This window comes from Chlorobaculum sp. MV4-Y (assembly GCF_025244685.1).
In the GTDB taxonomy this organism is placed as follows: Bacteria; Bacteroidota; Chlorobiia; order Chlorobiales; family Chlorobiaceae; genus Chlorobaculum.
This window is the reverse complement of record NZ_CP104202.1, coordinates 1,659,617-1,685,197: the sequence shown is the minus strand read 5'-3', so window position 1 is coordinate 1,685,197 and position 25,581 is coordinate 1,659,617. Positions and strand designations below refer to the sequence as shown.

Annotated in this window: 22 protein-coding genes and 3 pseudogenes; 16 read left to right on the top strand and 9 right to left on the bottom strand. The window is 57.4% G+C overall.

The window, feature by feature from the left end:
• The 5 genes and pseudogenes from NY406_RS08320 to NY406_RS08295 all read right to left on the bottom strand — a co-directional run bounded on the left by NY406_RS08320 (position 1) and on the right by NY406_RS08295 (position 7,195).
• Complete coding sequence (locus tag NY406_RS08320) at positions 1-1,398, bottom strand: tetratricopeptide repeat protein (protein WP_260533626.1); 1,398 nt, start codon at positions 1,396-1,398, stop codon at positions 1-3.
• Between the two features lie 89 nt (positions 1,399-1,487).
• Positions 1,488-3,376 (bottom strand): annotated as a pseudogene (gene uvrC / locus NY406_RS08315) (excinuclease ABC subunit UvrC).
• Between the two features lie 219 nt (positions 3,377-3,595).
• Positions 3,596-5,380, bottom strand: a pseudogene (locus NY406_RS08310) (sodium:solute symporter family protein).
• 53 nt (positions 5,381-5,433) lie between these two features.
• The gene (locus tag NY406_RS08300; protein WP_260533624.1) at positions 5,434-5,691 is read right to left on the bottom strand and encodes a DUF4212 domain-containing protein; all 258 of its coding nucleotides are present in this window, start codon (positions 5,689-5,691) and stop codon (positions 5,434-5,436) included.
• Positions 5,692-6,085: 394 nt separating this feature from the next.
• On the bottom strand, positions 6,086-7,195 hold the full coding sequence (locus NY406_RS08295; RefSeq protein ID WP_260533623.1) for a porin: 1,110 nt from the start codon (positions 7,193-7,195) through the stop codon (positions 6,086-6,088).
• A 372-nt stretch (positions 7,196-7,567) separates the two neighbouring features.
• On the opposite strand from NY406_RS08295, the gene NY406_RS08290 reads away from it, so the two are divergent.
• Positions 7,568-8,089 carry an NUDIX domain-containing protein gene (locus tag NY406_RS08290; RefSeq protein WP_260533622.1) on the top strand — a complete coding sequence of 174 codons (522 nt, stop codon included), beginning with the start codon at positions 7,568-7,570 and terminating at the stop codon, positions 8,087-8,089.
• Between the two features lie 92 nt (positions 8,090-8,181).
• On the opposite strand, the gene NY406_RS08285 is transcribed toward NY406_RS08290, so the two are convergent.
• Entirely contained in the window at positions 8,182-9,057 is an 876-nt protein-coding gene (locus NY406_RS08285; protein ID WP_260533621.1) for a DUF1207 domain-containing protein, read from the bottom strand.
• Between the two features lie 73 nt (positions 9,058-9,130).
• Positions 9,131-10,057, bottom strand: coding sequence for an aspartate carbamoyltransferase catalytic subunit (locus NY406_RS08280; RefSeq protein WP_260533620.1), 927 nt, complete (start codon positions 10,055-10,057; stop codon positions 9,131-9,133).
• Between the two features lie 303 nt (positions 10,058-10,360).
• On the opposite strand from NY406_RS08280, the gene hypA reads away from it, so the two are divergent.
• From hypA to NY406_RS08200, 15 genes and pseudogenes are all read left to right on the top strand, one after another.
• Positions 10,361-10,702 (top strand): hydrogenase maturation nickel metallochaperone HypA, encoded by a 342-nt coding sequence (hypA, locus tag NY406_RS08275; protein ID WP_260533619.1) that lies wholly within the window; start codon positions 10,361-10,363, stop codon positions 10,700-10,702.
• A gap of 52 nt (positions 10,703-10,754) precedes the next feature.
• Positions 10,755-11,588, top strand: a complete 834-nt coding sequence (gene hypB / locus NY406_RS08270) for a hydrogenase nickel incorporation protein HypB (RefSeq protein ID WP_260533618.1) — start codon at positions 10,755-10,757, stop codon at positions 11,586-11,588.
• Complete coding sequence (hypF, locus tag NY406_RS08265) at positions 11,558-13,882, top strand: carbamoyltransferase HypF (RefSeq protein ID WP_260533617.1); 2,325 nt, start codon at positions 11,558-11,560, stop codon at positions 13,880-13,882. The genes hypB and hypF overlap by 31 nt, the downstream gene beginning before the upstream one ends.
• Positions 13,883-13,895: 13 nt before the next feature.
• Positions 13,896-14,279, top strand: coding sequence for a four helix bundle protein (locus NY406_RS08260; RefSeq protein WP_260533616.1), 384 nt, complete (start codon positions 13,896-13,898; stop codon positions 14,277-14,279).
• A 48-nt stretch (positions 14,280-14,327) separates the two neighbouring features.
• Positions 14,328-14,609 (top strand): HypC/HybG/HupF family hydrogenase formation chaperone, encoded by a 282-nt coding sequence (locus NY406_RS08255; RefSeq protein WP_260533615.1) that lies wholly within the window; start codon positions 14,328-14,330, stop codon positions 14,607-14,609.
• Positions 14,609-15,703 carry a hydrogenase formation protein HypD gene (hypD, locus tag NY406_RS08250; RefSeq protein WP_260633777.1) on the top strand — a complete coding sequence of 365 codons (1,095 nt, stop codon included), beginning with the start codon at positions 14,609-14,611 and terminating at the stop codon, positions 15,701-15,703. Before NY406_RS08255 ends, hypD begins: the two co-directional genes overlap by 1 nt.
• 20 nt (positions 15,704-15,723) lie before the next feature.
• Entirely contained in the window at positions 15,724-16,650 is a 927-nt protein-coding gene (locus NY406_RS11215; protein ID WP_317618643.1) for a tetratricopeptide repeat protein, read from the top strand.
• 16 nt (positions 16,651-16,666) lie between these two features.
• A pseudogene (locus tag NY406_RS08235) lies at positions 16,667-16,768 on the top strand (hypothetical protein); the annotation flags it as partial.
• Positions 16,769-16,782: 14 nt separating this feature from the next.
• Positions 16,783-16,983 (top strand): pentapeptide repeat-containing protein, encoded by a 201-nt coding sequence (locus NY406_RS08230; protein ID WP_260533613.1) that lies wholly within the window; start codon positions 16,783-16,785, stop codon positions 16,981-16,983.
• Between the two features lie 118 nt (positions 16,984-17,101).
• Positions 17,102-17,608 (top strand): toll/interleukin-1 receptor domain-containing protein, encoded by a 507-nt coding sequence (locus NY406_RS08225; protein WP_260533612.1) that lies wholly within the window; start codon positions 17,102-17,104, stop codon positions 17,606-17,608.
• Between the two features lie 16 nt (positions 17,609-17,624).
• The gene (gene hypE, locus NY406_RS08220) at positions 17,625-18,668 is read left to right on the top strand and encodes a hydrogenase expression/formation protein HypE (protein ID WP_260533611.1); all 1,044 of its coding nucleotides are present in this window, start codon (positions 17,625-17,627) and stop codon (positions 18,666-18,668) included.
• A 156-nt stretch (positions 18,669-18,824) separates the two neighbouring features.
• Entirely contained in the window at positions 18,825-19,412 is a 588-nt protein-coding gene (locus tag NY406_RS08215) for a LemA family protein (protein ID WP_260533610.1), read from the top strand.
• An 11-nt stretch (positions 19,413-19,423) separates the two neighbouring features.
• Positions 19,424-20,188, top strand: a complete 765-nt coding sequence (locus NY406_RS08210) for a TPM domain-containing protein (protein WP_411267079.1) — start codon at positions 19,424-19,426, stop codon at positions 20,186-20,188.
• Positions 20,189-20,300: 112 nt separating this feature from the next.
• Positions 20,301-21,398 carry a glycine cleavage system aminomethyltransferase GcvT gene (gene gcvT / locus NY406_RS08205; protein ID WP_260533609.1) on the top strand — a complete coding sequence of 366 codons (1,098 nt, stop codon included), beginning with the start codon at positions 20,301-20,303 and terminating at the stop codon, positions 21,396-21,398.
• A 96-nt stretch (positions 21,399-21,494) separates the two neighbouring features.
• Positions 21,495-23,909, top strand: a complete 2,415-nt coding sequence (locus NY406_RS08200) for a DNA translocase FtsK (protein ID WP_260633775.1) — start codon at positions 21,495-21,497, stop codon at positions 23,907-23,909.
• Positions 23,910-24,034: 125 nt separating this feature from the next.
• Here the strand turns inward: NY406_RS08200 and NY406_RS08195 are convergent, their stop codons facing one another.
• Entirely contained in the window at positions 24,035-24,286 is a 252-nt protein-coding gene (locus NY406_RS08195) for a NifU family protein (protein ID WP_260533608.1), read from the bottom strand.
• A gap of 145 nt (positions 24,287-24,431) precedes the next feature.
• A complete protein-coding gene (locus tag NY406_RS08190; RefSeq protein WP_260533607.1) occupies positions 24,432-25,547 on the bottom strand; it encodes an Mrp/NBP35 family ATP-binding protein in 1,116 nt (371 codons plus the stop codon).
• Positions 25,548-25,581: the final 34 nt, after the last annotated feature.

The window sequence follows — 25,581 nt, the reverse complement described above, 5'->3', positions numbered from 1 at the left end:
TCAGGAAATTTCCAGCAGCCGGCGTACCGCATCCTGCTGATACAGTTCGGGGAAGGTGCTCTGGAACAACTGCTTTTTGTCGGGATCGATCTTGAATGCCTTGCTGAGCGCCTTGAGGGTGCTCTGGTTGTCGCCCATGGCGAAATAGGTTGCAGCGATCTCGAAGTGTGCCTCTGCCGAGAGCGGCTGAAGCGAGATCGACTCTTCGAGCGCCCGGATCGATTCATCCATCGCTCCGGCTTCTCGCAGCACCATGGCATAGTCCAGCCAGATTTGAGGGCTGTCCGGATCCAGGGGGATAATTTTCTCGTAGGTTATGAGCGACTGGTCGAGCAGGCCAAGATTGTATTCGATCTCCGCTTTGAGCAGGAGGAATTCGATGCACTCCGGCATTTCAACAAGGGCATGGCCGATGGCCTCAAGCGAGGCCTCGTAGTTTTCGAGCGCCTCGAAGCAGCAGGCAAGCGCAAACCAGGCGTCGGCGAACTCCGGATTCAGTTCGATGCAGCGTTTGTAGCAGGCGATCGCTTCGCTGTACTGCTCGAGCTCCTCCTTGGCTATGCCGAGGTTATAGAGCGCGTTGATGTCGTCAGGCTCGATTTCAAGCGTTTTCGTGTAGCTTTCGGCAGCCTCCTCGATCCTTCCGGTGATGGCAAGCACATTGGCTCGGTTGTACCAGGCCGAGCTGAAATCGTCCGAAATAGCGAGTGCCATGTCGTAGGCTTCGAGCGCTTCCGGGTAACGCTTGAGCTTGCTCAGGACGAGTCCCTTGTTGTACCAGGCGTTGATATTGTACGGGTCGAGGTCGATGGCTTTCTCGTAGGCGACAAGACTGTTGTCAAGTTTGCCGAGAATGTCCTGCGAGTAAGCCAGTTCATACCAGGCTTCTCCGAACTCCCGATCGAGCTGCAGCGTCTGTTCAAAATTTTTTTCAGCCTCTTCGAAACGTTCGAGCCGTTGCAGAATGAGTCCCCGGTAGAAACAGATATCTCTTTCTATGGTCGAGTCGCTGACAACACCCTCGATCTCTTCGAGCGCTTCATCGAGTCGTCCGGTATTGAAATAGGCCAAAGCGAGATTCAGGGCCATTTCATTGTCGGCAGGGCTGAGCAGAACGGCGCGCTGAAACGCTTCGAGCGCTTCCTCAAAAAGACCGTTCAGCGTCAAGCTGTTGCCGAGGTGAAACCAGGTTTCCGCGTTGTAGGGGGCGAGTTCTTCGAGCCGCCGGGCTGCAACGAGCGATTTTTCGTGAAGTCCTTCCTCGTTGAGCTGGATAATGAGGTCGAGAAGTTCTTCGGGATCGTAGATGGAATCGGGGTTGGCAGTCCCTTCCGGCTTATCCGGGAAGAAACCTGCTGAATTGTTCAGGTTATCATCAAAAAAATCAAGCAAACTCATACACTCTCTTTCGTGCAAATTTCACGATCATAAGAACAAAATCAATATAGCAGATTTTTTCAAAAAAAGTGTCCGGCAGGGCCATTCTTTCAGGCTTGGGGAGCGTCTCCGGCGTTGAAATAGCGGTAAATGCTTTCGGCGGTTTTTCTTCCGGCTATGGAGGAAAGCTCGTCAATAGAAGCTTTCGAGACGCTTTCCACTGAGCCGAAGTGCTTCAGCAGTTTTTCGGCGCTTTTTTCGCCGACTCCTTTGATGCCGGTCAGCTCCGTTCGGATTGTCCGGTCGCTTCGGAGCTTGCGGTGGTAGGTGATGGCGAAGCGGTGTGCTTCGTCACGCAATTGTTGCAAAAGTTTGAGGGCTGGCGAGGTCTTCGGAAGGTTGTACGGGTCTCGCTCGTTGGGCACGTAAATCTCTTCGAGCCGTTTTGCCAGCCCTGCAACAGGCAGTTCAAGGCCAAGCTCCTGCAAGACTTGCCAGGCGACGTTTACCTGCCCCTTGCCGCCGTCGATCAGCACCAGGTCTGGCATCGGCAGCTCTTCCGAGAGCGTTCCGCCGTAGCGCCGGCTGACCGCTTCGCGCATGGCGGCGTAGTCGTCCGAGCCTTCGAAGCTTTTGAGCCTGAACTTGCGGTAGTCCGATTTTTCGGTTTTCCCGATACGAAGGTGACCATTGAGCTGACGTAATCGGTGCCCTGGAAATGCGAGTTGTCGAAGCACTCAATCCGCTCGGGCAGTTTGTCAAGACGGAGTACCTGCTTGAGCGATTCCAGGGCCGGGGATTTGCGCGCGATTTCGCCGCGCAGTTTTTTCTGCACCATGAACTCGTGCAGGTGGTGCTCGGCATTGTCGAGGCACATGGCGATGAGCCGCGCCTTTTCGCCGATGCGGGGCACCGTGAAACGCACCTGCCGCCGGTCGGTCTGCCGTGAGGAGAGCAGTTGCCTGAGCGCCTCGACCTCCTCTTCGGGGAGCTCTGCCTGAAGCATGATCTCCTGCGGAATCAGATCGGGGGTTTCGAGGTAGTAGTGTTCCACGAACGAGGCGAGCAGATTCGGCAGCGGTGTGCTGGCGGTGTTGGTGAGGTAGGTGTGGCGCGAGCCGATCAGCTTGCCCTCGCGGATGCGGAACACCACGCCGCAAGCATCATCCTCGCCCACCGCCACCGCGAAAACATCGCGGTCGATCGCCTCGGTGCTCACGATCTTCTGCCGCTCGGCGTAGCGCTTCAGCCCCTCGATCTGCGCCTTCAGCGCGGCGGCCTCCTCGAACTTCAGCTCCATTGCTTTTTGCTGCATCTCGGTGCTGAGGTCGCGCAAGAGAGCCGAAGTTTTGCCTTTGAGTAGCGTGATGATTTCCCGGATCATCGCCTGGTACTCTTCCTCAGACTGCAACCCTTCGCACGGACCTTTGCACTTGTGGATGTGGTAGTCGAGGCAGACCCGGTGCTTTTTCTCTGCCACCGCCTGTTCGGTGAGCTTGTACTTGCAGCTCCTGACGGGGAAAATTGAGCCGATCAGGTCGAGAATGAGCCGGAGCTGCGAGGCTTCGGTGTAGGGGCCGAAATAGAGCGAACCGTCGCGCCGCACCTGACGGGTAAGGAAGATTCGCGGAAAACGCTCGTTGGTGATGACCAGCCAGGGGTAGCTCTTGTCGTCCTTGAGGTTGACGTTGTAGCGTGGCTTCAGCTCCTTGATGAGGTTGTTTTCGAGAATCAGCGCCTCGACCTCCGATGAGGTAATAATGACGTTCAGGTCAGCGATGTGGCTTACCATCACGGCGGTCTTGCCCGGCTGGCGCCCCTGGCTGTTGAAGTAGGAGCGTACCCGGTTGCGCAGATTCCGCGCCTTGCCGACGTAGATCACCGTTCCCGCTGCATTGCTGAAGCGATAGACGCCGGGCGAAGTCGGCAACGTGGTGAGCTTTTCAGCCAGCACCGATTTTGCAGTTTTGTCTGGCAATGCTGCTGCGGTGTCACTCATGAAGAAAATCGGAGAATCTGCGTTGCGGTTTTCGAAGATGCTTCTATGATAGTTTCCGGCGACAAAAAACACAAACAGTGCGATTCAGAGGTTTTTTCTTTAACTGAACTTGCAGCGTTCGTCCGTTTTGAAAACGTCGCTTTTTATTGCAAATGGGGAGGAACGCAAAAAGGCGTGGATTGTTCCACGCCTTTTTGTTGCCGTGTGCCGTTTCCGGGCTTAGTGAGCAGAAGCTTCGCCAGCGCCTTTCGGGTAGCGAAGGCTGTCCACCAGCTCCTGAATCTCTTCCGGAGGTGCAGGGGTGATCCGTGAAACCACGAAGCTGACCACGAAGTTGAGCACCATGCCGATGGTGCCGATACCTTCGGGCGAAATGCCGAGGAACCAGAACTCGGGCTTGTTCATCGCCGGGTTCATGAACTTGAAATAGACGATGTAGGCCGCTGTGAAGACGAGACCGGTAACCATGCCGCTGATGGCGCCCTCTTTGTTCATTCTCTTCGAGAAGATGCCGAGAATGATGATCGGGAAGAAGGATGCGGCGGCAAGACCGAAGGCGAATGCCACAACCTCGGCCACGAAGCCGGGCGGGTTGATGCCGAAGTAACCCGCGACCAGGATGGCGACACCGACAGCGATACGTGCGTACATAAGCTCGGCGCTTTCGCTGATGTTCGGGTTGATCTGCTTCTTGATCAGGTCATGCGAAATCGAGGTCGAGATGACCAGAAGAAGACCAGCAGCCGTCGAGAGCGCGGCGGCAAGACCGCCAGCCGCCACGAGGGCGATCACCCAGTTCGGCAGACGGCCGATCTCCGGGTTGGCCAGCACCATGATATCCTTGTCGATGAAGAGTTCGTTGGCGTTGTCGGTCGGTTTGTTCGACATCAAAAGTTCACCGCTCTTGCCGATCTCTTTGGTGAATTCAGGCTTTTTGCCTTCGAACGGATCGCCGCCGTTGGCCTTCTTGCCAAGGTACTGGATCTTGCCGTCGCCATTTTTGTCCATCCATGCGAGCAGACCGGTTTTTTCCCACTTCTTGAACCAGCCGGGCATTTCAGCATAGGATTTGTTGCTGACCGTGTCGATGAGGTTCAGGCGGGCGAAGGTTGCGATGGCCGGAGCCGTGGTGTAGAGCAGGGCGATGAAGACGAGTGCCCAGCCTGCGGAGACGCGGGCGTCACGAACCTTGGGCACGGTGAAGAAGCGCACGATGACGTGTGGCAGACCAGCCGTACCGACCATGAGCGCCAAGGTGATGGCGAAGACGTCGATCATCGGCTTGGAGCCGGTGGTATAGGGGGCGAAGCCAAGTTCCGTGTGCAGGTTGTCGAGCTTGTCGAGCAGGTAAACGCCATCCGAACCAGAGCCGCCAAAGCCAAACTGCGGGATCGCGTTGCCTGCGATCATGATCGACAGGAAGATAGCCGGAACCATGTAGGCGAAGATGAGCACCCAGTACTGCGCAACCTGCGTGTAGGTGATGCCCTTCATGCCGCCGAGCACGGCTTAGAAGAAAACGATCGCCATGCCGAGGATAATACCGGTGTTGATGTCAACTTCAAGGAAGCGCGAGAAAACCACGCCCACGCCGCGCATCTGGCCTGCGACATAGGTGAAGGAGACGAACAGCGCGCTGATGACAGCCACCGTACGGGCGGTGTTGGAGTAGTAACGGTCGCCCACGAAGTCCGGAACGGTGAACTTGCCGAACTTCCGGAGGTAAGGTGCGAGCAGGAGCGCCAGCAGCACGTAACCGCCGGTCCAGCCCATCAGGTAAACGGAACCGTCATAGCCCATGAAGGAGATAAGACCGGCCATCGAAATAAACGATGCCGCCGACATTCAGTCCGCAGCGGTCGCCATGCCGTTCATGATCGGAGAAACGCCTGCGCCGCCGACGTAGAACTCTTTGGTTGAACCTGCCTTCGCCCAGATCGCGATGCCGATGTAGATCGCGAAGGTCAGGCCAACGATGAGGTAGGTCCATACTTGAACACTCATGATGGTAGATTTAAACGTTTGGAAAATACTGTTCGGATAACCCTGCGTTCAGCTCAGTCCTCGTGGACGTCGAACTTTTTGTCGAGCTTGTTCATCAGGGCGACATAGACGAAAATCAGCACCACGAAGACATAGATGGAGCCTTGCTGGGCGAACCAGAAGCCCAGTTTGAATCCGCCGAGCCGGATCGCGTTCAGTGGTTCAGCAAGGAGAATGCCGAATCCGTACGAAACGACGAACCATGTCACCAGCAGGCCGACGAGGTAGCCGAGGTTGATTTTCCAGTACTCCTGGAGTTTTGCTTTTTCCATGGTATTGGTGTGTTTGTGCTTGTTAGAGAACTACTAAAGACAGAACATGGCACCATGTAGGGCGATGCCGATAATAAAGAGAACAGTCGTATAAACGGACGTAACAACTTATTCTGTCAGGCATTCATGCGGGAAAGTGGGGTTTCCCGCCATGCGCCTTAATCACAATCACAAATCGAACTGAAGTGTAGGCTATTCGGATTCATTGAGCTTTCCGGTTATGAGCTTCCGACAGCCAATGCATGTTTACCGATTGTTAACAATATACGCGATATAGGGCGGAACTCATAATTGTTCATTTCGCGCCTATACTGTCCGTCAGCATTCTGTTCCTCTGACAATAAAAAAGCCGCAGGAAACTGCGGCTTTTTTAAAACGTTGCTGCGGAACAGCCTTAGAAAGTAACGGTTGCCCAAAGCTCGCTGCGGAGACGCTGCTGATCAACGTAAGTGGTGCCATTCGATTCAGCTTTGTTGGTCGTGTAACGCAGGGTTGGCTGAAGCGTGACGCTGCCCATTGCCGAAGAGTACACCGGGATCTTGTACTGTGCCCAGATGAAGTTGTTGGTGTGCTTGGTATCTACGCCAACCTTGTCGGTTGCTCTGTTGTAGTCGTACGAAATCATGAAGTTGCCGATTTCGCCTTTGACCCTGAACAGATAACCATTGTAATCGACAGAGGGTCCACCGTTTGGTGTGGTGTCATTGCAAGCGGTATAGAACGCGCCGAAGGTAAGTTTCAGGTCGCCAGCAGGCACACCGACCAAACCGCCAACCGTCCACGGGGTGATTTTGGCATAGATCGGATAGTAATGAAGAACAGCATCGGAAGAGTCGATGGGCTGTGAACCAGTGGTGCCATTGGTCAGAACCGTCAGGAACTGAGGCTCAAGGGTGACATTACCAACATTGACCTTGTAGTCGAGATGCAGCGCATAGCCATCGTTGAAAATGCCGTCGCCGTCAGTCGAGGGAGACGTAGTCGTACTGGCATCGTCAAGAACCACAAGCGTAGCGTTCAGCATGCCGTTACCGATCTTGGTGCCGTAGTTCAGGCCATATGCACGGTCCATGAAGATGTTATAAACCGGATTGTCAACAGCAGTAGTCGGGAAGAGGGTGATGTCGAAAATCGGGTTGTTGAAGGAGTTCAGCGGCAGACGGCCAGCCATGTAATGGCAGTTTTCAAGCATGCGGCCGAAGTAGAAATTCGAGACGCTAAGGCTGAACTCATTCTGGATGTTATTAGACGTTACCCAGCCTCCATCGTCATTTTCATTGGTGATCATGGTCTTGAAGAAGTAGCCATCGCCCAGATCGGCAGATGCATTCAGGCGGACTCTGTACTGCCAGCTAAGGTTGTCATCAGTAATGTTGGTATTACCGGCGTAAGAATCCTCTCTGACTCTGACACTGGCGTCTCCGCCGAGTTTCAGTTCAGCCTGAGCGGTGGAGGCAGATGCCAGTACTGCGAACATCGCAGCAAGAGATAGCATTTTTTTCATTGTGTGTTCTCCGTTAGGTTGTGTGATGCGTGTTGTCAAAACAAAAATTGACCGCCCGAAGCGGCCGGTTACCACTCTTCCCGGAATGGCAACACAGGGTACATGAAAAGAACAGGTGTGGTTATGGTTAGCGCTAAATTAAGTAAATAGTATTGATTAGTCCAAAAAAAGATTCCTTTCCCTTTTTTTGCATTGTGGCTATATGGTTACGCAGTTTGCAAAAGCTTGTCATTTAAAGCGTTGCCGGGTGGTTCACGCTGTTTAGCCATCGGGAACTTGTGAGCAGCGAAACAGCCCGGTGAGGTTCAGTCCTGACGAATAATTTCGTTTATTGCCTGAGAGCAACTATCGAACACCGCAACGGATACGTTTATGCACCATCCTTCGAGAAAGCTGATTAATCTGAGAGTCAGCGCCTTGTGTGTTCAGGATGGCCATGCGCTGTTTGTCGAGCACCGGAGCTTTGCGCCGGACGATCCAGCCTTGCCCCAAAGCTACTGGATTCTGCCGGGCGGGGTTGTCGAGCGGGGTGAAACGCTTGAGGAGGCGCTGAGACGCGAAGTGCGGGAGGAGACCGGACTGGAGTGCGAAGTTGGCGGCATGGTGTTTGTCAAGGAGCTGCTTTGGCCTCATCCGGGTTTGCCGGGGCAGGGGGAGCGGCACCACTCGGTTTCGCTCGGCTTTCATTGCGAAGTGACCGGCGGTCAGCTCGTCACGGGCTGTGACCCGGAACTTCCCGACGACCGGCAGATGATCCTCGAAACCCGCTGGCTCCCGCTCGACGGGCTGGCCGGTTTCCGCCTCTATCCGCCATTCCTCTACAAATTTATCGACTCGGGGCTCCGCCGTGGTTTCGACACCCTCTGCCCGGAGTTCTTTGACTCGACGCTGTGAGGGGGGGGAAGGGCAACCGCGAGGGTTGCCCCTACAACAGAATTGGTGTCGGTATTTTTTATAGGGGCAGGCCCCTGTGCCTGCCCTGATCTTCACAAATCGACAATCATGCCAAGCGTCGTGAAGCTCTCGGGTTTGTAGAAGTACATGCCGTGGCGGCTCATGCCGGAGAAGTAGTTGGCGGCGACCCTCACGTTTTTCAGGCCGATCGAGGTGAGGCGCATTCCGGCTTGCAGGTTCCAGGTGCCGCGGTAGCCGTCGGTTTTGCCCTCGTTCCAATCCCATTTGGGAAGCAGCTTGAAGTCGGCGGCCACGTAGGCATTGGCCGGAAGTCCGATCTCCACGCCAGCCTGGAACGAGCTGGGGCTGATCTTGTCCGGAAGGGTGTGGTACAGGTACTGATAGCCCAGATAGACGCGGCGGCCCGGTGCGGAAAGCGCGCCTGTTACGTTGACGAACTCGCGGCTGTAGGTAAAGGGAATGCCGAAGGGGCTCTCCTCCGGATGGAGCCAGTCGCCGTTGTCATCGGTGTGGCCATCTTCGAAATGGGCTGAAATGTGGCTCAGGCGCACCCGCACACTCGCTTCATCGAAAGGCAATGCACTATCCTTGATCTGCTGGCGGAAGGTCGTGTTGATGCCGAACATGTAATCGATGCAGTCCACCGGGAACTTGAAGTTGCTGGTTCTGTTCAGGAGTGACCAGGTGGCGAAATCGATGCCGACGGCGAAGGTCTTGCTGTCGTTCTGGTACAGGTCAGCCGAGGTGCCGATGTCGAGCTGAAGCTTCTTCTTGCCGAGCATTGGCATGACGGCGATCCGTGGCTCCATCGGGTCAGCGACGAGCGGCTCGAAGAGCGTGTCGAAGGTCGGCTTGATGGCCGATTCAGCCGAGGCCGTCGAAAGCGGCGCTGTGGCGCAGAGCGCGCCGAACATCGCAGCTGTCAAAAGGGATGTGCTTTTTTGCATGACGTGTGATCCTTGATCGGAAGTTGTTGTGTGTAAAAAAGAGTCTGTCAAGTCATTGCGCCGGGCCACTGCCTCACCTGGCCAGCAGCCGGTGCAGCACGGCCATGCGGACGGCCACGCCGTTGGTCACCTGCTCCATCAGCATGCTGCTTGAATAGCCCGGCGGCTGGATGCGATCGGCCACCAGATTGGATATTTCGATCTCCCGGTTGATCGGCCCCGGATGGAGCACTGGCAGGAGCCGTTTCAGGCGGTCGAGCTTCTCGTCGGTCAGGCCGTACGAGGCCGAATACTCTTCGAGCGACGGAATGAAGCCGCCGGTTGCCCGTTCGAGCTGGAGCCGCAGCACGATGGCCGCGTCGGCCCACGCGAGCGCCTCGTCGATGCCGGTGAATACCTGCACGCCGAGCTGGTCGATGCGGCCTGGCAGGAGCGTCGTGGGAGCACAAACGGCGATTTCGGCGCCGAGCGTTTTCAGGCCGATGATGTTCGATCTGGCAACGCGGCTGTGCAGAATGTCACCGAGGATCATGATCTTCAGCCCCTTGATCTTGCCGAAATATTCACGAAGGGTGAGGATGTCGAGCAGCGCCTGCGTCGGATGCTCGTGCGTGCCGTCACCGGCGTTGATGACTGGCCGGTCGGTGATCGAGGCTACAAAATCCGCTGCTCCTGACGACGGATGGCGCAGTACGAAAGCGTCCACCTTCATCGCTTCGAGGTTCCGGATAGTGTCCGAGAGCGTTTCGCCCTTGCTGACGCTGCTCGACGCTGCCGTGAAGCTCAGCGTCCCCGCGCCGAGGTGCCGCGCGGCAAGCTCGAACGAAAAGCGGGTGCGGGTAGAATTTTCAAAGAAAACGAGGGCGACGCGACGGTTTGCGAGCACAGGGGCGAAGATTTCCGGCTCTCTGTTGAGGCCTTCCCTGTAACCTGCGGCAAGGTCGAGAAGATCATGAAGCGTGTCAGCGTGCAGTCCGTATAATCCCGTGAGGTGGTTCAAGAGTGCTGAAATGGTTAAGTGTTGGTAGGCACCTCTAAAAACTTATTGCGCGTCCCGATTGCTGCGTTGGGTGGTGCTCGAAATCCTCACGTACTATCAGTACGCTCCGGTTTCTGCGCTCCATCCGCCTTGCACTCGGGACGCTCATGACACTTTTTAGAGATGCCTCGGTTATGCTTTGCGAAATTAAGAAAATTTTGGCGATCATTCATCACTACCCTCAATCGTTGCAGTGGAACTGTTTTCGGTTGAGCGGGGTAGGTGATTTCAAGAGTTTGTTTTATCTGAAAATGATGGTAGCCCATGCATGAAATGTCCATCGCCATGTCGGTGATCAAGGCCGTGGTTGACAAGGCCCGCGAGGAGGGGGGCGGCAGAATTACCGGCATCGAACTGGTGGTCGGAAAGCTTGCGGGCATAGAGGTCGAGTCGCTGAAGTTCTGCTTTTCGGCAGCCTGCCGCGACACTGCCGCCGAGGGAGCCGAACTGGTGATCGAAGAGCCGGAGGGGCGAGGCCGCTGCGAAGCGTGCGGCGAGCGCTTCGCGGTCACGAGCTTTTACGCCAAGTGCCCGGCGTGTGGTCAGTTCCGGGTGACGGTCGAATCGGGCCAGGAACTGGCGGTGCGTTCGTTCACGATCGAGTAAAAACGGCTGCTCAACCATATTTATAATTATACCATTCAGGGAGTAATCAACTATGTGCGATACTTGCGGTTGTTCGGGTGATGGCGGAGCGGTGCTTCGCAAGCCGGGCGTCAAAGATTATCATGTCCACGTCGGCGATGAGGGCGGCCATCATCACCATCACGAGCACGAACATGGTCACGACCACCATCACGAGCATGGTCACGATCATCACCACCACCACCATGGCGAGGCTCGCAAGGTGCAGATGGAGCAGGACGTGCTGTTGCAGAACAACCTGCTCGCCGAGCGCAATCGTGGCTGGTTCGAGGCACGCCGGGTGCTGGCGCTGAACTTTCTCAGCTCGCCCGGCTCCGGCAAGACCTCGATTCTTGAAAAGACCATTCCGGCGCTGCTGGAGCACTGCCCCGTCACGGTGATCGAGGGCGACCAGCAGACCACCAACGACGCCGACCGGATCGACGCGCTCGGCGTGCCGGTCATCCAGGTCAACACCGGTACCGGTTGCCACCTCGACGCGCAGATGGTGCAGCGTGCGCTCAAGGAACTCGACCCGCCGGAGCGTTCGCTGCTCTGCATCGAGAACGTCGGCAACCTGGTTTGCCCGGCGCTCTTCGACCTCGGCGAGGCGGCAAAGGTGGTGGTTATCAGCGTCACCGAGGGCGAGGACAAGCCGCTGAAATACCCCACCATGTTCCACGAGGCGGACATCTGCCTGCTCAACAAGATCGACCTTTTGCCGCACGTCGATTTCGACCCCGCCAAGTGCCGCGAGTACGCCATGCAGGTCAATCACCACCTCGAATGGATCGAGCTGTCGGCCCGAACCGGCGAGGGTTTCGACGAGTGGATCGCATGGCTGAGCGCCAAACTTGCAGCGCTCTGAGCGGTTTGCCGCAACGTGAACGCCGCCGGATCGAGGTGCGCGGCATCGTGCAGGGGGTGGGATTTCGCCCCTTCGTCTGGCGGCTTGCCGGTCGTTTCGGTCTGGCCGGATTTATCCGCAATGCAAGCTCCGGCGTCGTGATCGAAGTCGAGGGCGAACCGGATGCTCTCGAACGCTTCGAGGCCGCCCTGCGCAGCGAAGCGCCGCCGCTCTCGCGAATCGATTCGATTGACCGGAGCGTTATCCCGCCTGTCGAAGCCGAGCCGGGATTCGTCATCTCCGAATCCTCCGTCGGCGAAGCGATGCAGACGCTCATTTCGCCCGATATCGCCACCTGCCCTGCCTGTCTTGCCGACATCGCCAATCCCGCCGGACGGCGCTACCGCTACGCATTCACCAACTGCACCGACTGCGGGCCGCGCTACACCATCGTCGAGGCCGTTCCCTACGACCGCCCCTTTACCACGATGAAACACTTCGCGCTCTGTTCCGACTGCCAGCGCGAGTACGACTATTCCGCCGACCGCCGCTTCCACGCCCAGCCCAACGCCTGCCCGGCGTGCGGCCCAAAGCTCGAATTGTGCGATGCGAATGGCGTCCGGATTGAGGTCAGCGACGAGATCACGGCGGCGGGCGAGCTGCTCGCGAGCGGGAAGATTCTGGCGATCAAGGGAATTGGCGGCTTCCATCTCGCCGTCGATGCCTCGAACGAGGAGGCCGTTCAGCGTCTCCGAAGCCGCAAGGGGCGCGAGGAGAAGCCACTTGCCGTGATGGTGCGTGACCTCGATGCTGCGCGTGCGCTCTGCGAAATCGCGCCGGAGGAGGAGGCTGCGCTTGCCTCGCCGCAAGCGCCGATCGTGCTGCTGCGCAAGCGTCCGGAGCTTTCGCTCGCCCCGTCCATTGCGCCTGGCAACGACCGGCTCGGCGTGATGCTGCCCTACTCCCCGCTGCACTGGCTGCTTGTGCGCGAAGGCCCGGAGGTGCTCGTGATGACCAGCGCCAACTTCAGCGAGGAGCCGCTCGTTGCCGACAACGCCGAGGCACTCGAACGGCTGGCGGGCATCGCCGATGCGTTCCTGATGCACGACCGCCCCATCGCCCGGCGCTGCGACGATTCGGTGGTGATGTCGATGGCTGGAGCGGTGCGCCTGATTCGCCGCAGCCGGGGCTACGCACCCGCGCCGATCAGATTGCGCGCGAGCGGGCCGCCGGTGCTTGGCACGGGCGGCGAGCTGAAGAACGCGCTCTGCCTGGTGAAGGGCAGCGAGGCGTTCATGAGCCAGCACATCGGCGACATGAAAAACTACGAAGCGTACCGTCATTTCGACGACGTGGCCGCGCATCTGCAAAGCATTTTCCAGACTGAAGCCGAGCTGCTCGTGCACGACCTCCATCCCGCCTACATGACTACGCGTTGGGCGCTGGAGCAGAAGAGGCCGACGCTCGGCGTGCAGCACCACCACGCGCATCTCGCTTCGTGTCTCGCCGAGCATCACTACGATGGCCCGGCCATCGGCCTCACGCTCGACGGCACTGGTTACGGCACGGACGGCACGGTATGGGGCGGCGAAGTGCTGATCGGCGACGCCGCCGGAGCGACGCGTTTCGCCTCGCTGGAACCGATGCCCCTGCCCGGCGGCGACGCGGCTGTGCGGCAAGTCTGGCGAACCGCCCTCGGCTGGCTCCACCGCAGCGGCGTGTCGCCGGAGGGACTGGAGTGCCTCCGCCAGCCGCAGTCGGCGCAGGTGCTTGAACTGTTCGAAAAAGGAGTTGGTACTGTGGAAAGCTCAAGCTGCGGACGCCTCTTCGACGCCATCGCCTCCATCTGCGGAGTGCGCCACGAAGCCCGCTACGAAGGCCAGGCTGCCATCGAGCTGATGCAGGCGGCAGGCGGAAGAATCGCTGATGCGGGCTACAGTTTTGGCTTCGAGCGGAAGGACAACCGGTGGCTGATGCTCATTTCGCCTATGCTCCGCGACATCGCTGCCGCCGTCCGCGCTGGTGCGAGAGCCGGGGAGGTCGCCCAACGTTTCCACCGCACGCTTATCGGCATGTTTGCAGAAGTTGTGCGCATGGCCAGTCACGAAACCGGCCTGAAAACCGTCGCCCTCAGCGGCGGCGTATTCCAGAACCAGCTTTTGACTGAAACGCTTGCTCACGAACTCGAAAGTGATGGCTACCAAGTGCTGATTCACGCACAAGTACCCACCAACGATGGCGGCATAAGCTTGGGGCAAGCTGCGATCGGGCGGGAGTTTTTGCGTGGTGCTTATATTGGAGTTGATAATGGATAATTGACAATGGATAATGAAAGAAATGGGACGCAAGAATGGGGTAAACAGGGTTAAAGAGCTTTCTTTTCAATTCGCGATTCGTATAGTAAAACTCACTCAGTTTCTGGAGCAGGAGAAAAAGGCGTATGTGTTGAGCAGGCAACTTCTGAAATCCGGTACTGCAATAGGGGCTCTTGTGCGAGAGGCAGAACATGTTGAAAGCAGGGCTGATTTTATTCACAAAATGGCAATTGCTCTCAAAGAGGCCAATGAAACAGACTATTGGATCGAACTCCTCTATCAGTCTCAACTTCTTGAAAAACAAGGCTTTGATTCGATTAGGTCAGATGTTGTTGAATTGCTGAAACTCCTGACAGCTATCATCAAGTCATCGAAAAAAAATCTGTTAGAATGCTAATGATCTCAATCATTATCAATTATCAACTATCCATTATCCATTGAAACCATGTGCCTCGCCATACCCGGAAAAGTCATAGAAATCCGCGAAGAGAACGGCCTGAAGATGGGCACGGTGGACATTAGCGGTGCTCTCACGAAAGCGTGCCTCGAATATGTTCCCGAAATCGCCATTGGTCAGTACACCATTGTTCACGCAGGGTTCGCGCTGAAGATCATCGACGAGGAGGAGGCCGCTGAAAGCCTCAAGCTTTGGGATGAACTCATCAAGAGCGGCGCGTTTGACGTTGATGGCGAGCTTCCGCCGTCGGCCATCCAGAAGCCGGAATGATGAAATTCATCGACGAATATCGCGACCCGGTTCGCGCCCGCGCATTGCTTGACCGCATCCGGCAGGTGGCGCGTCACGACTGGACGATCATGGAAATCTGCGGCGGTCAGACGCATTCGATTCTGCGCAACGGCATCGACCAGCTTTTGCCGCCGAATGTCCACCTTGTGCACGGGCCGGGGTGTCCGGTGTGCGTGACGCCGCTGGAGACGATCGAGCGGGCGCTGGCGATTGCGGCGAGGCCGGACACGATTCTGACGAGCTTCGGCGACATGCTGCGCGTGCCGGGCAACTCGAAAGACCTGTTTATGGCGCGGAGCGAGGGGGCGGATGTGCGCGTCGTTTTTTCGCCGCTCGAAGCGTTGCAAATCGCGCGCGACAATCCGTCAAAAAAGGTGGTGTTTCTGGCGGTCGGCTTTGAGACCACGGCTCCGGCCAACGCGATGGCCGTGCATCAGGCGGCGCGGGAGGGGCTTACGAATTTCAGCGAGCTGGTGAGCCAGGTGATGGTGCCGCCGGCGATGCGCGCGATTCTGTCGTCGCCCGACAACCGCGTGCAGGGGTTCCTTGCCGCCGGGCACGTCTGCGCTATCATGGGGTACGAGGAGTACGAGCCGGTGGCGGCGGAGTTCGGCGTGCCGATTGTGCCCGCCGGGTTCGAGCCGGTCGATCTGCTTGACGCGATTCTGAAGACGGTCGAACTGCTCGAAGCGGGCCGGAGTGGCGTGGTGAACGCCTACGGGCGCGTGGTGAGCCGCGAGGGCAATCCCGAGGCGCAGCGCGTGATGCAGGAGGTGTTCGAGGTCGCCGACCGTCCGTGGCGCGGCATCGGCGTCATTCCGGCAAGCGGCCTCGTGCTGCGCGAACAGTACGCGCGCTTCGACGCCGAAAAGCGCTTCGACGTGGGCCACATCGCCCCGCAGGAGTCGCCACTGTGCAAGAGCGGCGAGGTGCTGCAAGGCCACCTCAAACCCTCCGACTGCCCGGCCTTCGGCAAAGAATGCACCCCGCAAACCCCGCTCGGCGCAACGATGGTCTCCTCCGAAGGAGCCTGCGCCGCGTATTATCGGTATCACCGCAATGTCAGCAGTTGAACCATCTCTTCCCGACAAGGATGAAAAATCTGATTCTTTGCGTTCTGACAGCGTTGCTGCTCTTTGTGCCAACGGCAACCTACAGCCAAGCTCCAGTGCAGAAGGATATTTCTGCATGGAAAAAAGAGGCGGAAAAGGGTGACGCTCATGCACAGCTCGCCGTTGGCGCGATGTACGTCACAGGCAAGGGAGTCAGGCAGAACTATACCGAAGCACTGAAGTGGTTTCGTCTGTCTGCCGCACAGGGCAATGCAGAGGCCCAATTCATGATTGGCGTGATGTATGATTCAGGCAAAGGAATCAAGCGGGACGATGCAGAGGCCTTGAGGTGGCATCTTAAGGCTGCTGAACAAGGGAGCGCCGGTGCGCAACTTCTGATCGGAATGAGGTACAAAGAAGGACGAGGTGTAAACCGGGACTATGGGGAAGCGCTGAAGTGGTATCATCTGTCTGCCGCACAGGGTAACGGCAATGCACAATTTGACCTCGGCCTGATGTACGATAAAGGCGAAGGGGTGAGGCAGGACTATGGGGAAGCGCAGAAATGGTATCGCATGTCAGCAGCGCAGGGAAATGCTAAGGCGCAATACAATATTGGATTGATGTATGATAAAGGCGAAGGAGTCAGGCAGGACTATGCCGAAGCTCAGAAGTGGTATCGTTTGTCCGCAGCACAGGGGAACAGCAACGCACAACTCAACCTGGGCTTGATGTACGACCTCGGCCACGGTGTGCAACAGGACTATGAGGAGGCGCTGAAGTGGTATCGTCTGGCCGCAGAACAAGGCAACGCCAAAGCGCAATACAATCTTGGGTTGATGTACGCCGAGGGTCAAGGTGTGAGTCAAGACATGCGTACCGCAAAAGAGTGGTTTGGAAAAGCTTGTGACAACCAATTGCAGGCGGGATGTGATGCATACCGGAAATTGAATGAACAAGAGGACTGAATCTTTATCTCATGTCGCGGGCGGACGGGAATGCACCCTGCAAACCCCGCTCGGTGCAACCATGGTCTCCTCCGAAGGGGCCTGCGCCGCGTATTATCGCTATCACCGCAAGGGCTGAAAAAGGATGATCTTATGGGAAAGAATATTCTGACGAAAAAGATGCTTCTGAAATCGGTGGAGGAATGGAATGCAGCGAGGGAAGCATATCCGGATTTGAAGCCTAATCTCAGCTATGCAGACCTCAGGGGTGCAAAACTCAGGGGTGCAAGCCTCAGCGGGGTTAAGCTATACGAGGCACATGTAGGCTATACCATTATTCGTCGGCGATGTTGATCTCAGTAGTGTTATTGGGGTAGAAACTTTACGGCACAGCGGCCCATCAACCATAGGTATCGACGCGATTTACAAATCGAAAGGCAACATACCGGAAATCTTTCTGAGAGGTTGTGGTGTGCCGAATATTTTCATCGAGTACGTTCACTCACTGACAGTCAAGGCTTTCGATTATTATTCCTGCTTTATCAGCTATAGCACAAAAGACGATGATTTTGCCAGACGGATTCATAATGATCTTCAAGCATCCGGCGTCCGGTGCTGGTTCGCACCGCATGATATTCAGGGTGGGAAAAAGGTGCTTCATCAGATCGAGGAGGCTATTCGCAAATACGACAAGCTCTTGCTCATCCTCTCGCCAGATAGCATGAACAGCAATTGGGTCGAGCAAGAAATCATCAACGCGATTCAGAAAGAACAGCAGCAGCAAAAGCAGGTGTTGTTTCCGATCAGCATTGTTCCTTTTGAGCAAATCAAAAAATGGAAACGTTTCGACTCCGATAGTGGACGAGACCTTGCTCGTGAAATCCGGGAGTATCATGTTCCCGATTTTTCCCTTTGGAGAAGCGATCAGGCTACCCATAAAACGGCATTTGATCGTTTGCTGAAAGACCTGAAACAATAACCGGCCCAATCCTCCAATGACCATGCAACTGAGCTGCCCTTCGCCGATTCTTCAGCATGAAACCGTCCAGATGGCTCATGGCGCGGGGGGGCGTTTGTCGCAGGAGCTGACGGCGCGGGTGTTCATGCCGCATCTCGGCAATCCGGTGCTCGACCAGCTCGACGATCAGGCGCGGTTCGAGGCCGAGCCGGGGCACATCGCGTTCACGACCGACACCTACGTCGTTTCGCCGATCTTTTTCCCCGGCGGGAATATCGGCGACCTGGCGGTCAACGGCACGGTAAACGACCTGGCCGTCGGCGGTGCCGTGCCGCGCTACCTCGGCGCCGGGTTCGTGCTCGAAGAGGGATTGCCGCTCGCCGATCTCGAACGGATCGTCAAAAGCATGGCCGATGCCGCGCAGAAGGCGGGGGTGGTCATCGCGTGCGGCGACACCAAAGTGGTGCAGAAAGGGCAGTGCGACCGGATTTTCATCAACACCTCCGGCGTCGGCTTCATCCCGCCGGGCCGCGACGTCTCGTGCCGCAACCTCCGGCCTGGCGATGCGGTGCTGCTCTCCGGAACCATCGGCGACCACGGCATGGCGATTCTCACCACCCGCGAAGGCCTCTCCTTCCAGAGCCGCATCAGGAGCGACTCCGCTGCCCTGAACGGCATGATTGCCGGCTTGCTCGCCGCCGCGCCAAACCTCCACGCCATGCGCGACCCCACCCGGGGCGGCGTCGCGGCCACGCTCAACGAACTCGCTGCATCGTCATCAGTCGGCATCGAACTCGACGAAGCCGCGATTCCTGTGCGCGAAGAGGTGCGCGGAGCCGCTGAACTGCTCGGCATCGACCCGCTCACCGTCGCCAACGAAGGCAAGGTGCTCGTCGTCGTTCCCGCCGCCGAAGCTCAGGCCGCACTTGCCGCCATGCGCTTGCACGAGCACGGGCGCGAAGCCGCCATTATCGGCAAAGTCACCGAAGAGCACCCCGGCATGGTGGTGATGCGCACCCCCTTCGGTAGTCGCCGCATCGTGGAGATGCCCCTCGGCGAGCAGTTGCCGCGGATTTGCTGAGGCGTGAACGCGGTAGACTTGGTGGACGGAGAAAGAGGATCGATTCTTCCAACATTGCAGCCACTGAAGTCCCTGCTGTCTTTGTTTTGCATCGGGCAGGGGAATGTTCTATTTTGAACGCTGTTACCAGACTTTTCAAACCGAAGGAGTGATACAATGATACGACATATTACAAGGGTCTTTCCCTTTCTTCTTGCGCTCGTCATGCTCAGCGGATGCGGTTACAATACGATGCAGCAGAACGAAGAAGCCGTCAATCGTGCGTGGGGCGATCTGGAATCGCAGCTTCAGCGCCGTTCCGATCTTGTGCCGAACCTTGTTGCCACGGTGAAGGGCGCGGCAAATTTCGAGAAGGAGACGCTTCAGGCGGTCATCGAGGCCCGTGCAAAGGCGACCTCCATCCAGCTCACTCCAGAGATGCTCAGCGATCCGGACGCCATGTCGAAGTTCCAGTCCGCCCAGGGCGAGCTCTCTTCCTCGTTGTCGCGGCTTCTGGTTGCCGTCGAGCGCTATCCCGAGCTGAAGGCTACGCAGAATTTCCGGGATTTGCAGGTGCAGCTCGAAGGCACGGAGAACCGCATCAGTGTCGCCCGCCAGCGTTACAACGAGGCGGTGCAAGTCTTCAACTCCTCAATCCGCATATTCCCGAACTCCATCACCAACAGTGTGGTGCTCAAGCTGAAGCCGAAGGCATATTTCAAGGCCGATGAGGCGGCCAGAGCCGTGCCGCAGGTGAAATTCTGAGCTGTCTGTCGATGAGTATCTGCAAGAGATCACGCTGGTTCCCGTCCGCCCTCTTCGCGCTGGCGCTCCTGATGGCAGCCATGCCACTCATGGCTGCTTTTCCGCCGGTGCCCACGCTCAAGCAGCGGGTGAACGACTACGCCGGCATGATCTCTCCCGCCACACGCGCGGAGATTGAGCAGAAACTCGCCGCGCTTGAAGCGGAGGATGGCACGCAGATCGCGATTCTCACGGTGCCGTCACTTCAGGGCGAGCCGATCGAGGAGTTTTCGATCCGCGTCGCCGAAGCCTGGAAGCTCGGGCAGAAGGGGACGGATAACGGCATTTTGCTCATTGTCTCGAAAAACGACCGGGCGATGAGAATCGAGGTTGGCTACGGCCTCGAAGGGCGTCTGACCGACCTCCAGGCGGGCCGGATTACCCGCGATGTCATCAAGCCAGCTTTCAAAAGCGGCGATTACGACAAGGGGTTCATCGATGGCGTCGATGCCATTGTCGCCTCGGTCAAGGGGGAGTACAAGGCGCCGAAAAAGAAAAACAATGATGGCGAGCCATCTCCGTTTCTGATTTTCATCATCCTTTTTGTGTTGTTTGTCGCGTCCCGTTTCATGCGCTTTTTCGGTGGTGGCGGCGGACCTTTCGGCTTCGGCGGGCTGGGTGACGGCGGCTTTTTCCCCGGCGGCGGTTTCGGCGGGGGAGGCGGCTCGTCCGACGACGGCGGGTTCAGCGGCGGCGGCGGTGATTTTGGCGGCGGCGGCGCTTCGGACAACTGGTAGTTCCGGAGCTGAAAAACAAGGTCTTGCAAAGAGTTGAAAAAGGCTTTGATCTTTTCCCCAAATTGTTTTTTTACAAGACATTCCAACATAGCTATCCAAATAAAGGAGATCAATGAAAAAGACTGCGCTCTCAGCCTGGCATGAAGCTGCCGGTGCAAAAATGATCGATTTCGGCGGATTTCTGATGCCGGTGCAGTACACCGGAATTATCGCCGAACACAAGGCCGTGCGCGAAGCGGCGGGGCTTTTCGATGTGTCGCACATGGGTAATTTCTACGTCAGGGGTGAGCGGGCGCTTGATTTTCTCCAGTACATGACCACCAACGATCTCGCAAAAATCGTGGACGGGCAGGCGCAATATACCCTCATGCTCTACCCCGATGGCGGCATCGTCGATGACCTGATCATCTACCGCGTCAGCGCCGACACCTTTTTCATTATCGTCAACGCGAGCAACTGCGAAAAGGATTTCGACTGGCTCACGAGCCACGTCGGCGAGTTTGAAGGGGTGACGCTCGAAAATCACACCAGCGCGCTGTCGCTCATCGCTCTGCAGGGGCCGAAGTCTTTCGACATTCTCGCGCGGGTTTTCCCCGGCGCGGGCATCGACGCGCTTCGTTCGTTCCATTTCGTGAAGCTTTCGTTCGAGGGCGAACAGATCATCGTGGCTCGTACCGGCTATACCGGCGAGGCAGGCGTTGAAATCTGCCTTTCGAACGAAAAGGCCGAAGCGCTCTGGAAGGCGCTGATGGAGGCAGGAAAGAGTGACGGCATCCAGCCGATCGGCCTCGGCGCACGCGATACGCTGCGGCTCGAAATGGGCTACTCGCTCTACGGCCACGAGATCGAGAAGGATGTCAATCCGCTCGAAGCACGGCTCAAATGGGTGGTGAAGATGAGCAAGCCCAACTTCATCGGCAAGCAGGCGTGCGAGCAGGTCGAAATTTCGCCGCGCAAAAGCGTGGTTGGTTTCAGTCTCGAAGGCCGCGCCATTCCGCGTCAGCACTTCAAGGTTTATAACTCCGATCACCAGGAGATTGGCGAGGTGTGCAGCGGCACGGTCTCTCCGACCCTTCAGGAGCCGATCGGTACGGCGAGCCTTCTGCTCGACTACGCGCAGCCCGGCACGCCGATCTTCGTGGAAATTCGCGGAACCATGCAACCCGGTGCGGTCAGGCGGCTGCCGTTCGTGCACGCTGACCGTCCATGATCTGACCACAAGCCTATCTCCCTGTTGAAAAACAAGATCAACATAAAGGCTTTCCGCACGGATAGTCTTGTCACGGAAGCCGGCGGCATCGCCCTGATGCTCGCCGCGCTTTTCGGCATTGCTGCGGTGTTCGGTTTTCATGCCGAGGACGAACCGTACATTGTGACGTTACCCTGGTACGAGCTGTTCTCCAGCGCGGCCAAGGCGGTTGCCGGAACGATTCACAACCCCTTTGGCCTGTTTGGCGCGAGGGTATCGGTCTTTTTTGTTCGCGTTTTGCTTGGCTATCCATCGGTGCTGCCTCTTTTTGGTTTCCTTGTGCTCGGATGGCATCTGTTTCGGACGAAACCTCTCGGGCCGGGGCTGTTTTTCCTTGTGTACACCCTCTTGATGGCGCTTGATCTGTCGGCCATGTTTGGTCTTTCGATGTTGCCTCTGGCCGATCTCATGTCCGGAGCGACCGGTCGAATGATGGCTTCGTTCCTCTCCACCGTCATCGGCTATCCCGGGGCGTGGGTGCTGACCGCCATTATCGCTGCGGGACTGACCTTCTATATGGGTCGCGATTTGATCATGGATACGATTGCCGGCGTGAGCGGCTTTTTCGGAAAGCTGCTGGCAACTGTACAGGCGATCAGGGCCGAACGCCAAAGAAAGCGCCGGGAAAAGGAGGAGATGCAGGTCAGGAAAAAGGCGGAGCGGATGGCGGCGGTCCTTGAAAAAGAGCAGAGAAAGAGGAACAAGAGAGAACAACGCGCAAGGAGAGCTGGCGACGCTTCAAAGGAAAATGCGGCTCCATTCGATAGCTCGCCAAAATCTCCGGCGTCTGTGATGGATGTGGAACCTGCGCTGCCACTGGTCAATGTGGCTGTGTCCGAGCCTGTCGTCATTCCGGCGGAAGTCGATGAGGTTCAAACTCCGGAACCTGCATTCACCAGGCCGGAAGAGGGGCCGGAAATGATCATCAAGCCGGGAGTTCAGGAGGCGGAGGCTGACCTGGACGAGCGGGCGCTCAAGGTCAGGACGCATGACCATGTCAAGTATCGCTTTCCCTCGATCGATCTGTTGCGGCGTCCGAAGGACGAGGACGAAAGCTACGACGAGCGCCACTTGGCCGAAACCAAGAATCGCCTGCTCGAAAAGCTCAGGATTTACAAAATCGATGTCATTCGCATTGCTACCACCGTAGGTCCGCGCGTGGCGCTGTTTGAGCTCGAACTTGCACCGGAGGTGAAGATCAGCCGGATCAAGTCACTCGAAAACGATCTCGCCATGGCGATGGCCTCCTCGTCCGGCGGTATAAGGATCATTGCACCCATTCCCGGCAAGAACGCCATCGGTGTCGAAATACCGATCAGCAAGCCGCGACCGGTGGTGATGCGCTCGGTGCTTCAGGTCGAAAAGTTCAAGAACAATTCGATGGCCCTGCCGATTGTGCTGGGCAAGAGCATCTCGAACGAAGTGATCGTCGATGACCTGGCCTCCATGCCGCATCTCCTGATCGCAGGTGCGACCGGTGCTGGCAAGTCGGTGGCGATCAACGTGCTGCTCACGAGTCTGCTTTATTCGAAGAAGCCGGACGAGGTCAAGTTCGTGCTGATCGATCCGAAGCGGGTCGAGCTCAAGCCGTACAAGCTTCTGAAAGATCATTTCCTGCCAAAAATTCCCGGCATGGAGGATCAGATCATTGTCACCGATCCCCAAAAAGCGGTGTCTGCGCTCAGGTCGGTGGTGCGTGAAATGGAGCACCGGTACGAGATGCTCGAGCAGTGCGGCGTGCGCAACATCGGTGAGTATAACCGGAAGGTGAAAGATAAGGCGATGTTCTACCTCGTCGTCGTGGTTGACGAGCTTGCCGACCTGATGATCACGGCAGGCCGGGAGGTCGAGGAGCCTATCACGAGGCTCGCGCAGATGGCCAGGGCGGTCGGCATTCACCTGATCGTGGCTACGCAGCGCCCGTCGGTTGATATCATCACCGGTATCATCAAGGCAAACTTTCCCTCGCGCATCGCTTTCCAGGTGGCCAGCAAGGTCGATTCCCGCACCATTCTTGACGTGTCTGGCGCGGAGCAATTGCTTGGCAGTGGCGACATGCTGTTCCAGTCAGCAAAGATGTCCAAACCGGAACGGATCCAGTGCCCCTATATTTCCCTCTCCGAAGTCGATGCGATAACCGAATTTATCGGCGAGCAGCCGCCAATGAGAGCTGAGTGCACACTGCCTGAGCCGCCATCGACCAGCGGCAACGGTTCCTCATCGGGGTTTGATCAGGGCAGGGACAGGCGCGACAGTATGTTCGAGGAGGCAGCCCGTCTGGTTGTCATGCACCAGCAGGCCAGCGTCTCCCTTCTGCAGCGCCGTCTGCGGCTCGGTTTCAGCCGCGCGGGAAGGGTGATGGATCAGCTCGAACAGAACGGTATCGTCAGTGCCGGCGACGGCAGCAAGCCACGAGAGGTGCTTGTCAAGAGCGAAGACTCGCTGGAGCTGCTGCTGCGAAATCTGGATTGAAAATCCGGGTGTGGTTTTTTGTCCTGTAAGACTTATACGTCCTATAGGCTCATTGGTCAGAAACAAAAACGGCTGCCTCGGTAACTTTCGGGCAGCCGTTTTGCATTGCTGTGCTCTTCAGCCGATCAGACCGATTCGACGCGGACGATCTCGGGGTTGGCTTTTTTGATGGCCTGTTCGACACCGGCGCGGAGCGTGAGGGTGCTCATCGGGCAGGAGCCGCAGGCGCCGAGCAGCTTGACATCGACGACCATATTTTTGGTGATGCCAACAAGCTGGCAGTCGCCGCCATCAACCTGAAGGTATGGACGGACGGTTTCAAGAGCGCTGATGACTTTGTCGTACAACGGGTCGGTTTTTGGCAGATAATCCTTCATGGTATGTAAACTTTTTTGTTGGTGTGGGTTGATGGGAAAATAATGGGTTACGGGTTTTTCCCTGAAATTAATGCCCAATATAACAACAGAGGCGCAACCCTGAAAAATCTCCTGTTCTTCAGGGTTGCATCCTGCTCTGACGGGTTCAGTTCATCGAACAGTTTGCGTTCAGGATCGAGACCTGCCGGGCAATCTCGCCGGCGACGCGGCTTGCCGCCTGCGAGGTCGGCGCGTCCGGGCTGGCGATGATCGCCGGAATGCCGCTGTCGCCGCCTTCGCGCACCGAGCTGCTGATCGGGATCGAACCGAGGAAGGCCATCGCGTTGGTTTTGGCGAACGTTTCACCGCCCTGGCGTCCGAAGATGTAGTCACGTGTGCCGTCGGGCAGCTCGTACCAGCTCATGTTCTCGACGAGGCCGAGAATGGGCACACCGACCTTCCGGAACATCGTGACCGCCTTGGCAACGTCGGCAAGAGCGACCTCCTGTGGGGTGGTAACGATGACCGCGCCGCTGATGGCGAGGTTCTGCACGAGGGTGAGCTGGATGTCGCCGGTGCCGGGAGGCAGGTCGAAGATCAGGTAGTCGAGCTCCTGCCAGTCAACGTCGGTGATGAGCTGACGCATGGCGCTCGAAGCCATCGGGCCGCGCCAGATCAGGGCCGTCTCCGGATCGACGAGGAAGCCGATGGACATCATCTTGACGCCGAACTTTTCGATGGGTATGAGCTTCTGGTTCTGCACCTCGGGCTTGACATTCTGGAGGCCGACCATCGTCGGGATGCTTGGGCCGTAGAGATCGGCGTCGATCAGGCCGACCTTCGCGCCGGATGCGGCGAGGCTGACGGCGAGGTTGAGCGAGACGGTCGATTTTCCGACGCCGCCTTTGCCGGATGCCACGGCGATGATGTTCTTGACGTTCGGCAGGTCGATCTTCTGCGGAGCGCCGTGGCCTCCTCCGTGCGCGTCGTGATTTCCGTGACCACCGTGGTGGCTGCACGAGGAGGTGACCTTCGAAATCATGTTGACGTCGATCGAACCCACCTGCGGCACGGCCTGCTTGATGGCGTCGATGCAGGAGTTCTTGATTTTCTCCTTCATCGGGCAGGCGGGCGTGGTGAGCACCACGGTGAACGAAACGTTGCCTGCCTCGTCGACGACGATGTTCTCGACCATGCCGAGGGTCATGAGGTCACGTCCGAGGTCGGGTTCCATGACCGTACCAAGCGCGGCCTCGATCTGTGATTTCTGTATTGAAGACATAGTGTTGGTTTATGATTTATTAGATCAGCCGGAG